The 14089-nt window shown below is 45.7% G+C and carries 11 protein-coding genes and 1 pseudogene; 11 read left to right on the top strand and 1 reads right to left on the bottom strand.

Annotation, left to right across the window (positions count from 1 at the left end; all coding sequences use genetic code 11):
• The 4 genes from VM640_RS03335 to VM640_RS03320 form a co-directional block, all read left to right on the top strand.
• Positions 1-321 (top strand): GNAT family N-acetyltransferase (locus VM640_RS03335; RefSeq protein ID WP_325389911.1); only part of this gene is annotated, 321 nt, incomplete at its 5' end.
• A 26-nt stretch (positions 322-347) separates the two neighbouring features.
• Positions 348-617: a hypothetical protein gene (locus tag VM640_RS03330; RefSeq protein WP_325389909.1), complete on the top strand. Its 270-nt coding sequence runs from the start codon at positions 348-350 to the stop codon at positions 615-617.
• Positions 618-831: 214 nt separating this feature from the next.
• The gene (locus tag VM640_RS03325; RefSeq protein ID WP_325389907.1) at positions 832-1602 is read left to right on the top strand and encodes a DMT family transporter; all 771 of its coding nucleotides are present in this window, start codon (positions 832-834) and stop codon (positions 1600-1602) included.
• 23 nt (positions 1603-1625) lie between these two features.
• Positions 1626-2051, top strand: a complete 426-nt coding sequence (locus VM640_RS03320) for a GNAT family N-acetyltransferase (RefSeq protein ID WP_325389905.1) — start codon at positions 1626-1628, stop codon at positions 2049-2051.
• 100 nt (positions 2052-2151) lie between these two features.
• Here VM640_RS03320 and VM640_RS03315 read toward each other — a convergent pair whose 3' ends face one another.
• The gene (locus tag VM640_RS03315; RefSeq protein ID WP_325389903.1) at positions 2152-3936 is read right to left on the bottom strand and encodes a carbon starvation CstA family protein; all 1785 of its coding nucleotides are present in this window, start codon (positions 3934-3936) and stop codon (positions 2152-2154) included.
• 211 nt (positions 3937-4147) lie between these two features.
• Here VM640_RS03315 and VM640_RS03310 point away from each other — a divergent pair, with 211 nt between their 5' ends.
• The 7 genes and pseudogenes from VM640_RS03310 (at position 4148) to ligA (ending at position 13974) form a co-directional block, all read left to right on the top strand.
• Entirely contained in the window at positions 4148-4534 is a 387-nt protein-coding gene (locus VM640_RS03310) for a GntR family transcriptional regulator (RefSeq protein WP_414647890.1), read from the top strand.
• Positions 4531-5458 (top strand): annotated as a pseudogene (locus VM640_RS03305) (ABC transporter ATP-binding protein). The gene VM640_RS03310 and the pseudogene VM640_RS03305 overlap by 4 nt, the downstream one beginning before the upstream one ends.
• Entirely contained in the window at positions 5439-6170 is a 732-nt protein-coding gene (locus VM640_RS03300; protein WP_325389899.1) for a hypothetical protein, read from the top strand. Before VM640_RS03305 ends, VM640_RS03300 begins: the two are co-directional and overlap by 20 nt.
• Entirely contained in the window at positions 6167-6889 is a 723-nt protein-coding gene (locus VM640_RS03295; protein WP_325389897.1) for a hypothetical protein, read from the top strand. The genes VM640_RS03300 and VM640_RS03295 overlap by 4 nt, the downstream gene beginning before the upstream one ends.
• Before the next feature lie 160 nt (positions 6890-7049).
• On the top strand, positions 7050-9320 hold the full coding sequence (gene pcrA, locus VM640_RS03290; RefSeq protein WP_325389895.1) for a DNA helicase PcrA: 2271 nt from the start codon (positions 7050-7052) through the stop codon (positions 9318-9320).
• A 53-nt stretch (positions 9321-9373) separates the two neighbouring features.
• Positions 9374-11008 carry a putative manganese-dependent inorganic diphosphatase gene (locus tag VM640_RS03285; protein WP_325389893.1) on the top strand — a complete coding sequence of 545 codons (1635 nt, stop codon included), beginning with the start codon at positions 9374-9376 and terminating at the stop codon, positions 11006-11008.
• A 917-nt stretch (positions 11009-11925) separates the two neighbouring features.
• A complete protein-coding gene (ligA, locus tag VM640_RS03280; RefSeq protein ID WP_325389891.1) occupies positions 11926-13974 on the top strand; it encodes an NAD-dependent DNA ligase LigA in 2049 nt (682 codons plus the stop codon).
• The last annotated feature ends 115 nt before the right edge of the window (positions 13975-14089 follow it).

Raw genomic sequence — 14089 nt, 5'->3', positions numbered from 1 at the left:
ATCGTCTTGAATGAATCTCAAGATCCGGAATATGCGGATCTTGAATGGCATTATACACCTCCAAAGGTCGCGGTGATTCATCGCTTGATGGTCGGTCCACAACATCAGGGCCAAGGAATTGCCCAACACTTGATGAGTTTTGTTGAAAATCGAGCTCAAACAAAAGAGTATGGGGCTATACGCTTGGATACGTTTATTCAAAATACGGGTGCTATACGCTTTTATAAGAAACGGGGATATGGAGTTGTGGGAACCGTTCATTTTAGAAAAGGAGAGTTTCTGTGTTTTGATAAACGATTAACTCCAGAGGAGAACCATTAATAAAGGGGTAGAAAAGAAGGGTAAGAATGAGTAATCCGTGTGGCACGACGCGCGCTAATATTCTCGAAAAAACTGTGGTCAATGGAATTCCTGTTTATTTTGGGACAGGGGTTAATCCCGTTAATTCGCCAGCTCAATTCTTTGTAGCTTGGGGAATGGAAACGTTGAAGGGAGGCCTCATCCATACCTTCAACAGTGAACAACTTGAAGAGGGATTCCTTTGGTTTGTTGATGAAGATGAGGCTGAAGCCAAGTATAGTACGGTACAGAAAGTCTTGAAGGGATGCACATTCTGAGGCATTTCTAGCTTGCAGGAAAAAGGGAAGCTTAAGGAAACTTTAAGGGGCGACGAGGGACGAGTATATATTTTGAAGGGGGAAGAGAGAATTTGAAGGGGATTGCGCTGGGAGTTTTGGCCTCTTTCTTTTTGCTGCGACCTTTGTCTTCAACCGGGCCATGGATTTATCCGGGGGGAGTTGGATATGGAGCGCGGCGCTCAGATTTATTTTTATGTTACCATTTCTACTTATCTTAGTTATTACAAGAGGTAATCTAAAACCGTTATTGTTGGATCTTTGTAAAAGACCCCTAACCTGGATCGGGTGGAGTACGGTCGGCTTCGGTTTATTCTATGCGCCGCTCTGTTTTGCGTCGGCCTATGGATCGGCTTGGCTGGTGGCAAGCATGTGGCAGATGACAATCGTGGCGGGATCGCTGCTTACACCTTTATTTTATACGGTGGTGCCAACTGAGACTGGGTTGAAGAAGGTTCGAGCATCCATTTCTTTAAAGGGTTTGGGCATTTCTTGTATCATTTTAGCAGGGATTGCTCTGATCCAGTTGCAGCAAGCCCAGGCCCTAACTGTTAAAGAAATTCTCTTAGGAATCTTGCCGGTTCTAGTCGCGGCTTTCGCCTATCCGTTGGGAAATCGCAAAATGATGACAGCTTGTGGGGAACGGTTTGACACCTACCAAAGGATCCTAGGAATGACGATTTCAAGTCTTCCGTTTTGGCTCATATTATCTATGCTGGGAATTTCAAGCGTTGGGCTACCGACTACCCAGCAGACGCTACAGACCCTCATTGTGGCTATCTCCTCGGGTGTTATTGCCACCGTACTTTTTTTCTCAGCGACCGATATGACGAAGGGAAATGTCCAAAAACTTGCGGCGGTAGAAGCGACCCAATCGGGGGAAGTCGTTTTTTCCTTATTAGGAGAATTGGTGCTTTTACACGGTAATTACCCGACACCCTTGTCTTTCTTGGCATTAATAACATAAAGTTACCAGCAACGGAGGATAAAATGATTACCCATAAATTACTCATGGGAACAGATGATCTAACTGATGCGTTCATGATTCGCAGGAGAGTCTTCATAGAAGAGCAAGGAGTACCAGAATATATCGAACTCGATAGCTTAGATCAAACGTCTGAGCATATCGTGATTTATGATGAAGGTCAACCGATCGGGACAGGCCGTTTAATCGTTGAAGACGGAAGGGTTTTGATCGGAAGAGTAGCAGTTTTAAAAGAGTATCGCTCCCAGAAGATCGGGAGTATTGTGGTTAACGAATTGAAAGGAAAAGCTTTCGATGAAGGGGCTACTGAAGTGCATCTTCACGCCCAAAAGGCTGTTCAAGGGTTCTATGAAAAGTTAGGCTTTAAAGCCTATGGTGAGGACTTTGAGGAAGCCGGGATTTGGCATATTAGCATGATGATTACAAAGTAATGATGATCATTATATTGATCTATATAAAACAAACTCCGTATCACGCTCAAAAGATCGAGGTGGTACGGAGTTTGCTGTTAATAGTGTTACTTCTGGTATTCTAACTCTGTGGATCGAGTTTGGGGGTTGGATTTCCGTGTAGAAGCTCAAACCATTTACGAATAGATAAGACGAGGATAATCGTGACTAAGACCATCATGACTGCGGTGAGAAAGGCTAAAAGATTTTTGCCAACCGGGAGATAGTAAATCACAATGTTTTGGTATCCCGCAGCAATCGTTGTAACCGCGACAAAGACGAAGGGTATAATCGTTGTCCAAACATATTGAGCTTTTCCCATTCTCAAAATTAGGGTTGTGCCAACCGCTAAGCCCATCGCCGCGAGTAACTGATTGGCAACTCCAAACAAAGGCCAGATGGTCGCAATGTCCCCATGATAGACGAGATAACCCCAGATGAAAGACATCAAAGCACTGGTCAGGAGAATTCCCGGCCACCAGTTTGGCCGACTTAAAGGCTTATATACTTTTCCTCCGAGTTCTTGTAATAAATAGCGCCCAACCCGTGTGCCAGCATCAATCGTCGTTAGAATGAACAGAGCTTCAAACATAATGATGAAGTGGTAGAGGTAGCTCGAGATTGAGGCGAGGATAGGAATCTTACGAAAGATATCGGCCATTCCTACGCCCAGGGAAACTGCTCCACCGGCTCGACCGGCTACATTCTCGCCGACCAGTTGCGAAAGTTGGGGAAGTTCTTGAATGGTCATCCCTAACTTTTTGAAAACATCAGGAGCAGTATTGATGGCAAAATAATCAGCAGGATGTAAGCTTGTCGCTGCGATCAGTGCCATGAGGGCGACAAAGCCTTCGACAAGCATTGCTCCGAAGCCAATCGGGAGAATATCCCGTTCTAGGGTAATCATTTTCGGAGTGGTACCCGTCCCGATAATCGCGTGGAATCCTGAGAGAGCACCACAGGCGATGGTAATAAACAAAAAGGGCCAAACTTTTCCAGGAATTACGGGACCCCCTCCATTGACAAACCCTGTAATGGCAGGCATTCTCAGGTGAGGTTGGATAAAAATAATGCCTATGGCTAAAGCCCCAATAACACCTATTTTCAGATAAGTACTGAGGTAGTCACGAGGGGCGAGGAGGAGCCAGACAGGGAGTGTCGCAGCGGCAAAGCCATAGACTGCAAGAATTACCGCCAGTTGCTGATGGGAAAATGTAAAATACGGAGCAAAAAAGGAATGCTCGACGACTGGTCCGAGGATAACCCCAAGAAAAATCAAGGCTACGCCGATGACCGTGGCCTCACCAATCCTACCAATCCTTAACCATCTGAGATAAATTCCCACAAAAATGGCGATGGGAATCGTGATTCCAACAGTAAACGTTCCCCAGGGGCTGTTAAAGAGAGCGTTGACTACGGCTAAGGCTAATCCAGCCATGGTGATGATGAGAATGAAGAGAACGGCAATTGCGGAGACAAAGCCAGCAACAGGGCCAAGCTCATCTTTAGCAATTTCCGAGATAGATAAGCCATCATGACGGACTGAGGCGAAAAGGATAACCATGTCATGGACTGCGCCAGCAAATAAGGAACCAATGAGGATCCAGAGAGCTCCTGGCAAGTAACCATATTGAGCGGCAAGAGTGGGTCCGATTAAGGGGCCTGCACCCGCGATGGCTGCAAAATGATGACCAAAGAGGATCCATTTGTTAGTAGGGACATAATCCCGATTATCATTGTGAACTACTGCTGGAGTCTTGCGGCTATCATCCAAGGCCAGGATTTTAGCGGCAATGAACGCACCATAGAAACGGTAGCCCAGGGTTAAGAAAAGAGCCGCTACAATTACGAGCCAAATTGCATTCATGCATTATACCTCCTATTTCAGGATTAGTTTGTAATTTTAGAGAAAATTTATTCCACTTTAGAAAAATTTTTGGAGGTACAAATTAATTATTTATAACGTTCTTTACAATTCATATTTTATAACATAGAATAGAACCATAGTGCATTATGTAACTAATGCACTATGGTTCTAAATATAAATAATATCTCTATAGTTCTGGGAGGTGAATGTTGTGATTTTTAATCCGGATAGTATCAAGCCGCTCTATCTTCAAATCGCGGAATGGCTGGAGACCGAGATATTGAACGGAAATTTGAAAGAGGAAGAGCGGATTTATTCACAATATCAACTCGCTGAGATGTTTAATATTAACCCAGCCACGGCGGCGAAGGGGCTCAACCTTTTAGCCGAGGCAAACATTGTCTATAAAAAACGGGGGCTGGGGATGTTTGTGGCCCTGAATGCGAGAGAATTCATTCTAACTAAGCATCGAAATCGGGTTTTAGGACCGATGATCAGGGATCTCGTCAATGAAGCGAAACGTCTAGCGGTCAGCGAAAGTGAACTGCTTCAGCTTATTCAAGAGGTAGCAAGAGAAGGTGAGGGAGACCGGAAATGAGTGTGATTCAATGCGAAAATCTGACCAAGTCCTTCGGTAGGTTTAAGGCCTTAGATAGTTTATCCTTCGAGATTGAGGAAAACAAGATTACAGGACTCATCGGTAGAAACGGCGCCGGCAAAACGACTTTGCTTAAGCTGATTGCGGGATACTTGAAACCGACGAGCGGGGAGCTTCACGTTTTTTTACAACATCCGTTTAATAGCCTCTTGGTTTCTGGCAATACAATTTTCGTCGATGATAACATGGCCTTTCCGGAGTCCTTTACGCTTGAAGATATCTTAACAGAGGTAGCCCCGTTCTATCCGAATTGGGATGCAAGGCTTGCGGCAGGGTTATTTGACTATTCTTCCGTGAATCCGAAAATACGCCACAGTCGCTTATCGAAGGGAAGTAAAAGTCTTTTTAATAGCATTATCGGTATCGCTTCCCACTGCCCGCTGACTATATTTGACGAGCCGACAACAGGGATGGATTCTGCCGTTCGCAAGGATTTTTACCGAGCCTTGCTTAAAGATTACCTCGAATACCGGGCGAACCGTGATTCTCTCCAGTCATTTGTTAAGTGAGGTTGAAGACATTCTTGAGGACGTCCTTTTGCTTGATCAAGGCAAAAAATGTTTCTACCTGCCCGTCAATGAACTTAGAGAATGGGCCATCGGCTTAAGAGGGAATGCCCAAACGGTGCTGGGTCTGATTGAAGGTCAAGAGATCATTCATCAAGAGGAATTCGCTAAAGACAGCTTGTATGTTGTCATTAGAAGAGACTTAAGTAGTCCGGATTTAAGAGATTTCCTTCAAGAGGGTTTGGGAAAAGCAAGACAGAGTGGAGTCGAATTATTGCCAGTTTCGATCAATGATCTGTGTGTTTATCTAACCGCCAAGACCAAGGGAGGGATTGACGATGTCTTTACAAGAGGTTAGCCTTCGATCTATTACGTTCAAGCAATATGTCTACAAATTGAAAGGATACTCCAATTTACTTTATGGGCTGATTATCACGCAAATTATGGGCATTATTTTTTCTATGGGGGGAGTGCGGAGTAGTGGCTTTGGATTTGACGAATTGACCATTATGGTAAAAGGTTATACAGCAGATTTGGTGATCGTGTTCTCGTTTTTTTGGATTGCGATAATTGGATCGACAATTGCGAACAAATCCTATAAAAATATGGAATTCTCTCTGGTCGCGAATCGGTTGTCAAGTAATCTTTCCAATGTGTGTTTTCTCTTGACCTGCTCGATCTTTGCTGGGATTACGGCCTCGCTCAGTGGTGTGCTCCTTCGGGTTATCGGGTATTTTACGTTCGAACGTACACAAACTTTCTTTGAAGGCTTTTTCATCGCCCCTATCAATCTATTCTTTGGGATGTTTGTCACAATCCTTTGCCTGATTCTTCTATCCGCGATTGGCTATTTAGGAGGAATCTTAGTTGAGCTCAATAAAAGCTTTATCATCATTATTCCGGTTTTAGTGATTGGCTTTTTACGAGTCTATGCTGAATATCTCGTGGGAATATATAAGTATTTTTCCGAAAGCCCATTACCACTTTTTACACTGAAGATCTTAATCCTAGCCATCATTCTTTTTGGAATCAGTGTTCTTCTTTCAAGCAGAATGGAGGTTAGAAAATGAACGAAACGGGTTTAAACATTATACCCTTACTCCTGTTTATCGTCATCATAGGAACCATCGTTTTATTTTCCGCGCGAGCGATAGGACCTTGGATGAGCCAACATATATCATGGAAACGAAATATTCTTTGCGCAGGAGTGTACCTTGCAATCTTGATCATGCTTGTGCCTATCTCTTATTTGCTTCCTAGGCAAGGATTCATGCAACCCGGTGGGGATAAGAGCCAGACTGTTCTCTATTCGCCGACAGATGTGGTAGACAATTTTTCTTCAGTAGAAAATCCGGATCAGGTCAAAGGAGTTTATAAAAATAATAGTCAAACCTTTAAACTGGATACGAACTCCCTTGCTTTTGATGGGTCAGTGAATCAAGGTAACTATCAGATTTTAATAAAAAGAAAAGATGTCGATGACGGTGAAATTGAAGTGAGTAGCTATACTTCTGAGCAGATCATAGGAGATATTAATTTCACAAAGAATATTTTACCTCCAAGTATTTCTTTGCAAAGCGGGACACTATCCATTAAAGCACCGAGTCGTCAAAATTTAGAATTCAAACAGTTTATGGCGGATTTTACAGTGGATCAATTTAAGCATCTCAATCAGAATTTGTTGGATAACTATTCTGGAGATCCGAATTGGAGAATCATCTATCTTCGTGTTCCTCAAAGCGTGAAGATTCATCACAACTTGAACGAATACAACGTTCATACATTGTAGATCGTTTTACCCAGTATGTGCTTCCTTACTGTGTGCATACTGGGGACGAATAACTTTTAATTCCAGACTTGAAGATTTTGGAGATTCCTCTGATACCCCTCCTCGTCCACACCGAGATATGGTATAATAATATGTTGAAAAAGTGAAGTGGAGTGGGAGAATGTATCGGTTAGATGATTTAAACCCAGTGCAGCGTGAGGCTGTTGAACATCGTGATGGCCCGCTATTGATTTTAGCTGGAGCAGGTTCAGGAAAGACGAGAGTTCTGACCTACAGGATTGCCCATTTAGTTGCGCAAGGGATAGATCCTTGGAATATTATCGCGATCACCTTTACCAATAAAGCTGCTCAGGAGATGCGCGAGCGGGTTGGGGCTTTAGTCGGGAGCGAAGGACGAGGACTTTGGGTCGCAACGTTCCATTCGGCCTGTGTCCGGATTTTACGGAGCGAAATTGAACATTTATCAGGCTATAAGCGCAGTTTCGTGATTTATGATAGCAGTGACCAACAAGCAGTCATCAAAGCGTGTATGAAAGAATTAAATATAGATGAGAAGAAGTTTGCTCCCCGAGCGATCGGCGGAGCGATTAGCGATGCCAAAAATAAGCTGCAGAGTCCTGAAGAATTTTCGCGACGGGCATCGGATTATTTCGAGCAAAAGGTTGAGAAGGTGTATGAGCTCTATCAAAAAAGACTCATAGGAAATAACGCCTTAGACTTTGACGATATTATTATGCTGACTGTTCGGCTTTTTCGGGAGAATCCGGAAGTTCTGGAGCATTACCAAGATAAGTTTCATTACATCATGGTCGACGAGTACCAGGACACAAACCATGCCCAATATGCGTTGGTCAATCTGCTCGCGAAAAAAGATCGGAATCTCTGTGTCGTCGGGGATGATGACCAGTCCATTTACATGTTTCGGGGAGCAGATGTGCAGAATATCTTAGACTTTGAACGGGATTATCCAGAAGCTAAAGTATTAAAGCTGGAGCAGAATTATCGCTCCACGCAGCATATTCTGGAAGCGGCAAATTCCGTGGTCAGCAATAATACCGAACGTAAGGAAAAAGCACTTTGGACGGAAAATGAGGAAGGAAATCCACTCGTTTATTATGTTGCTGAGAATGAGCACGATGAATCTCGTTACATCGCGGAGCGGATTCAACGTCTCCGGGATGTGGAAGGTCGTAAATACAACGAGTTTGCGATTCTCTATCGTACCAACGCTCAGTCGCGGGTGATTGAGGAACGCTTCATGAAACAAGGAGTTCCTTATCGGATTTTCTCTGGTTTAAAGTTTTATCAGCGCATGGAGATTAAAGATACGCTCGCTTATCTGCGCGTCCTTCATAATCCCTCCGATCAGGTCGCCTTTTCCCGTATCCTCAACGTTCCAAAGCGGGGTTTAGGGGATAGTACGTTAGAAAAAATTATTGAATACTCGAACGAGCAAGGGATGCCCGTCCTTGATGCCATCATGGAAGCTGACTATATTCCGGAATTAACGACACGCGCCAAAAAGCCTTTACTGGCATTTGCCCAGCTGATGCAGGAGCTGAAACAACTAGCACTCGAGGAAAGCTCGGTGACGCGATTGGTGGAGGAGATCCTGAGGAGAACCGGTTACTGGGATCTTCTCACGATAGATAAATCTCCAGAAGCAGAGGCGCGTCTCGAAAACTTACGCGAGTTCTTATCGGTAACCGCCGAATATGATGAAAAAGCCTTGGATCAGGACGAAAACAGCGCTGAAGGGGAAGATGGGGAAGAGTATTTCGTTCCGGGTATTGCCGGTTTCCTGGAGCAGGTCTCTCTTGTGGCTGATATTGACTCCCTGGACCCAGCTGAAGAGTCCGTTGCCCTGATGACGATTCATAGTGCCAAAGGGTTGGAATTCCCGGTAGTATTTTTGGTGGGCATGGAAGAAGGAATCTTCCCGAGTAGCCGCTCGATGATGGATCCCACTTCGCTCGCGGAGGAACGCCGTTTATGCTATGTGGCTATTACGCGTGCTAGGGAGAGACTCTATCTCACTTATGCAGAGCAGCGGATGCTCTATGGCAGGACCCAGTACAACAGACCTTCGGAATTCATGGAAGAAATTCCGTCTCAATTGCTTGTCGATTGTGATCCAATTGACCCGCCGCCGACGCGTATGAAAAAGCCACAACCCCAAGCAGGAAACGGAGCAATCCGGAATTCTGGAGGTCGTTCGACTTGGGGAACGTGGGATAAAGAAGTAGGAAACCCCGTGAAAGAACCGCCTACGCTCGATTATCATGTTGGGGAAAAAGTGGAGCACGCGAAATTTGGTAAAGGAATCATTGTTTCCATTAAAGGCGAAGGAAACCAGGCCGAAATTTCGATTGTGTTTGGTGGACAAATTAAGAAACTCATTGCTGAGTACGCCAAGCTTATTAAGCTTTGATCCGAAGAGATGAGCATTCGCTAAAATAAAGAGTGAGAAGGGACAGTTGAGAATTGACAGAACACGTATATGTCGTTGGACATAAGAATCCGGATACGGACTCGATTTGTGCAGCAATTTCTTTTGCTCGTCTTAAACAACGGCTGGGACTAAATAATGTTGTGGCCTGCCGGGCAGGAAAAGTGAACCGGGAGGCGGAATATGTACTTAATGCGTTTAAGGTGCCTGCACCGGAGTATTTGGCCGACGTAAACCTCCGGGTCAAGGATTTGTTAAATGGCCCCATACCTACGATTGATCCAAAGACGCCATTACAGGAAGCCTGGCGAATTATGAAGAAAAACGCCCAAAAGACGCTGCCGATTGTGGATGAAACTGAGCGTATGCTGGGCATGATTTCCGTAGGTGATCTCTCCGGTTCCTATATTGAAAACATGGGAGATTTAGATTTTGGTGCTCTGCATATTACCGCGCAAAACGTGGTTAAAACCCTTAAAGGAGAGCTCTTGGTCGGTTCCAAGGATCAGGAACTTAAAGGGTGCGTCTATGTTGGAGCGATGCATCATAAAACGTTTGAGGCCTTTATCCAACCGGGTAATGTTGTTCTGGTCGGTGACCGGGAGACAGCTCAAGAAAGTGCACTTCGTTTAGGCGTCTCAGCTCTTGTTTTAACGGGAGGAGCGATGTTATCTCCGGAGCTAGAGCAGTTAGCTCGTGAAAAAGGAGCCATGGTAATTTCCGTGCCCTCGGATACGTTTACCGCAGCACGACTCTTGCCTATGAGTGCACCTGTGCAAAGCATTATGAAAACAGAAGGTATTGTCACCTTCCAGGAAGATGATATGATCTCTGAAGTCCGTCAAAAAATGCTGGAAACGCGCTACCGAAACTATCCGGTACTTGACGATCAGGAGCGGGTTGTTGGCTTGATCAGCCGGTATCATCTTTTAAAATTAGACCGAAAAAAACTCGTTCTCGTGGACCATAATGAATGGGGCCAAGCGGTTAATGGCGCTGAACAAGCTCAGATTTTGGAAGTCGTTGACCACCACCGGGTCGGTGGAATTCAAACCACAGATCCGATTACCTTTCGCAATGAACCTTTGGGTTCGACGTGTACGATCGTGGCGAAGTGTTATCGAGAAAACGGCATTGAACCGGAAAAAGAAATTGCTGGGATCATGCTTGCTGCTATTCTCTCAGACACCGTCATTTTTAAATCCCCAACCTGCACGGAGACAGATCGAGAAATTGCCGCTTATCTTGAAAAAATTGCGGGAGTCAATGCTAAGGAATTTGGCGTTCAAATGTTCAAATCCTCATCGAATCTAGCGGACCGTAAGATTGAGGAATTGATCGAGGAGGACTTAAAGGAATTCTCAGTTAGTGATTTCAAAGTCGGAATCGGTCAAGTCAGCGTAATGGGCTTAGACGGGCTGGAGAATATTCAAGAAGAATTAAGGCAAAAACTCGAAGCAACGCGCAGTGAGAAAGGGTTACGATATCTCCTCTTGATGATTACGGATTTGATCGAGGAAAATTCAGATCTCTGGATCGCAGGGGATAAGCCTGAGGAAATTGCGAAGGCGTTTAAACAACCGCTTGAGCAGAATCGGGTCTTTCTACCGGGTGTCCTTTCTCGGAAAAAACAAGTGGTGCCCCCGTTAACCAAGTACTTTTTGGGGTAAAATAGAATTAGTACTAGGTTTCTGCAAGCGGAATTACGTTACAGATGCTCGGACGTACGCTGCTCGGGCTTTTGCTTGGGCAGGACATCGGCGCCGCTTTGGCCACGGTCGCTTGTGGCGCTCGCAGACCGAACTAGAGCTCGGAAGTTGGGCTCCAGCGGGATACCCGGCAAAATCGCCATCCTTGGCTCACTGCCGGCCGCGCACGTCGTGGGCGCGGTCCCGCCTCAGCCTGACTTCTCCGCTAAGTTCGGTGAGCTGCTCGCTTTAATCTGCTCCCTTAGGCCAAAGCGGCGCCTGGGAGCAGTGCAGGAAAATTGTTTGGGCTAACTTGTAAGACTACGGGAGTAAAGTAACCAAGACCCGAAAGCATAGCTTTTTGCGCAGAAATGAACGATTTCTTCGGAGGGGCGTTATAGGAAACTTGGCTTGAGTTGAGGAACGAAATGCAAGCCTTAGTTGACTTATCCTCGAAGGGGATGAGATGAACGAAGCTTACGAAGGACAGCGTCGCTGAGGACTTGGCTAAACAAGTGCGATACTCTCCACTGGAGACTATCGGGAAACAAGTGCGAACGTCCCACTGGGACTTTCGGGCCTGATGTCGCGGGCGCAACCTAAAGGGCGAACAGTTCACTGGACTGTTCGGGATTTGCAGGAGCGACGCACATGCAGTAAGCAGAAGGGTTGGCACAGCTGTCTTGCAAGCAAGTGAATCAGCCCCGGAGATGGTAAGTAAATGGATGCGCGAAAAGTTACATTTCCCTAATGTCATCCCTTGATAGAGTTAGGAATTAGGAGAACTGAAGGAAACTCAAGTAAGGGTTTAAAGGCGCTGACGGGAATTTTCTCGCAGTGCCTATTCTCTAAATTTACATAGGTTTACACTAAATAGCTTGAAGAAGGGAGTACGAATAATGGCGGATGACCAGCAACAGGAGCAACAAAAGCCTGATGAGTCTCAAGCATTTCAACATCTTCAAGAGCTCAAAGAGCGGATCCAAGAAGCCAATTATCAGTATTACGGACTAGATCAGCCCATGATGGCGGATGCCGAATATGATGTATTAATGCAGGAACTTATTGGCCTCGAGAAAGTCCATCCTGAGTGGAAGACCTCAGATTCTCCCTCCCAAAGAGTAGGTGGCTATATCGCCAAGGAGTTTTCGAAAGTTCGACATGCCGAGCCGCTTTTAAGCTTAGATAATGCCTTTAATGCCGGAGATTTGCAGGAATTTGATCGGCGGGTACGGATGGTCGCTCCACAGGCGGAGTATGTGGTAGAACTCAAAATTGATGGTTTAACCGTTGCTCTCACGTATGAAGAAGGAGTGCTTGTCCGAGGTGCCACGCGCGGCGATGGCGAAGTTGGCGAAGAAATCACTGCTAATGCGAGGACGATATCCGCAATTCCGCTGCGTTTGCGCAAACCCCTTTCGCGTTTAGATGTCCGCGGGGAAGGCTATATGCCTAAAGCCTCGTTTGCACGGCTGAACCAGGAGCGGGAAGAAGAGGGTCAATCCACCTTCGCCAATCCACGCAACGCGGCGGCGGGCTCTTTACGTCAACAGGATTCGAAAATTACGGCCCAACGTCATCTCAGTTATTTTGCGTATCAAGTCTTGTTGCCTAAGGGGACGGACTTAGCTTCCCAAACCGAGGTTCTGAAGTTTTTAAAAGAACAAGGATTTCTCGTAAATCCTGAATTTAAGGTCTTCAGCACGATTGAGGACGTCATTCGCTACTGTGAAGAGATGGCTGATAAACGGCATTCGCTTTCTTACGATATTGATGGGCTTGTGATTAAAGTCAATGAAATGGCCCAACAGCGCGAGCTCGGTTTTACGGCGAAAAGCCCCCGTTGGGCGATCGCCTACAAGTTTCCTGCGGAACAAGTGGAGACTGTGGTTGAAAGTATTGAAGTCCGTGTGGGGAGGACCGGAGTACTCACCCCGACGGCCAATTTAACCCCAGTTTTAGTTGCAGGATCAACCGTCGGCCGGGCAACTCTACATAATATCGATAATATTCGCGATAAGGATATTCGGATTGGCGATCACGTCCTAATGCAAAAAGCAGGAGATGTCATTCCCGAAGTTGTTCGGTCTTTGCCCGAAAAACGGACAGGTGAAGAGAAAATTTTCGAGATGCCAGAACGCTGTCCCGAATGCCAAAGCCCGGTCATTAGGGAAGAAGGGGAGGCGGCTCATCGCTGTACAAGTATTTCCTGCCCGGCCCAGCAGCGCGAAGAAATCATTCACTTTGTTTCTCGGGATGCGATGAATATCGACGGGTTAGGTCCAGCGGTTGTCGTGCAACTTTTAGACGCCAAACTCATTCGGGATGCGGCTGATCTCTACACCTTAAAATTTGAAAACTTAGTTAAACTTGAACGGATGGGGAAAAAATCGGTGGAAAACTTGCTGCAAGCGATTGAAGATAGCAAGGGACGGGGGTTGGCTCCGTTACTCTTTGGTTTAGGAATCCGCCATGTCGGAGAAAAAGCAGGGAAAATTCTCGCTCAACAGTTTCGTAGTATGGAAGCTCTCGAACAGGCAAAGCTCGAAGAATTACAAAGCATACCCGATATCGGTCCGACGATGGCGCAAAGCATTCTGCGGTTTTTTCAACAAGAAAGTTCGCAGCGTTTTCTGGAAAAACTGCGCGAGGCCGGCGTGAAAATGATGGCCGAGGAATCGAGCTACCCGCAGATTTTTGCAGGAAAAAGTATTGTGGTCACAGGTTCTCTAGAACATTATGATCGCCAAGGAATTGAAAGCTTAATCGAAGTCCTCGGAGGAAAGGCCGCCAGCAGCGTCAGTAAAAAGACCGCTTTTGTTGTCGCCGGAGAAAAGGCAGGCTCAAAACTCGCGAAAGCAAAAGAACTCGGTGTCTCCGTTCTTAGCGAAGAAGAATTTGCGAAGCTGTTGGCGGAAGAAACCGAAAAAACCTCTGAGAATAACTAAAAAGAGACCCGTAAGCTACACGACCCGATCTTTACTGAAACGGGAAAGGACTTGCTCCCAGCGAACCCATTTGATATAGTGAATTTAATTATTTTGCCAAAGGATGGTGATTCCA

This window comes from Desulfitobacterium sp., from assembly GCF_035539115.1.
Lineage (GTDB): Bacteria > Bacillota > Desulfitobacteriia > Desulfitobacteriales > Desulfitobacteriaceae > Desulfitobacterium_A.
This window is presented reverse-complemented; position numbering and strand designations above follow the sequence as displayed.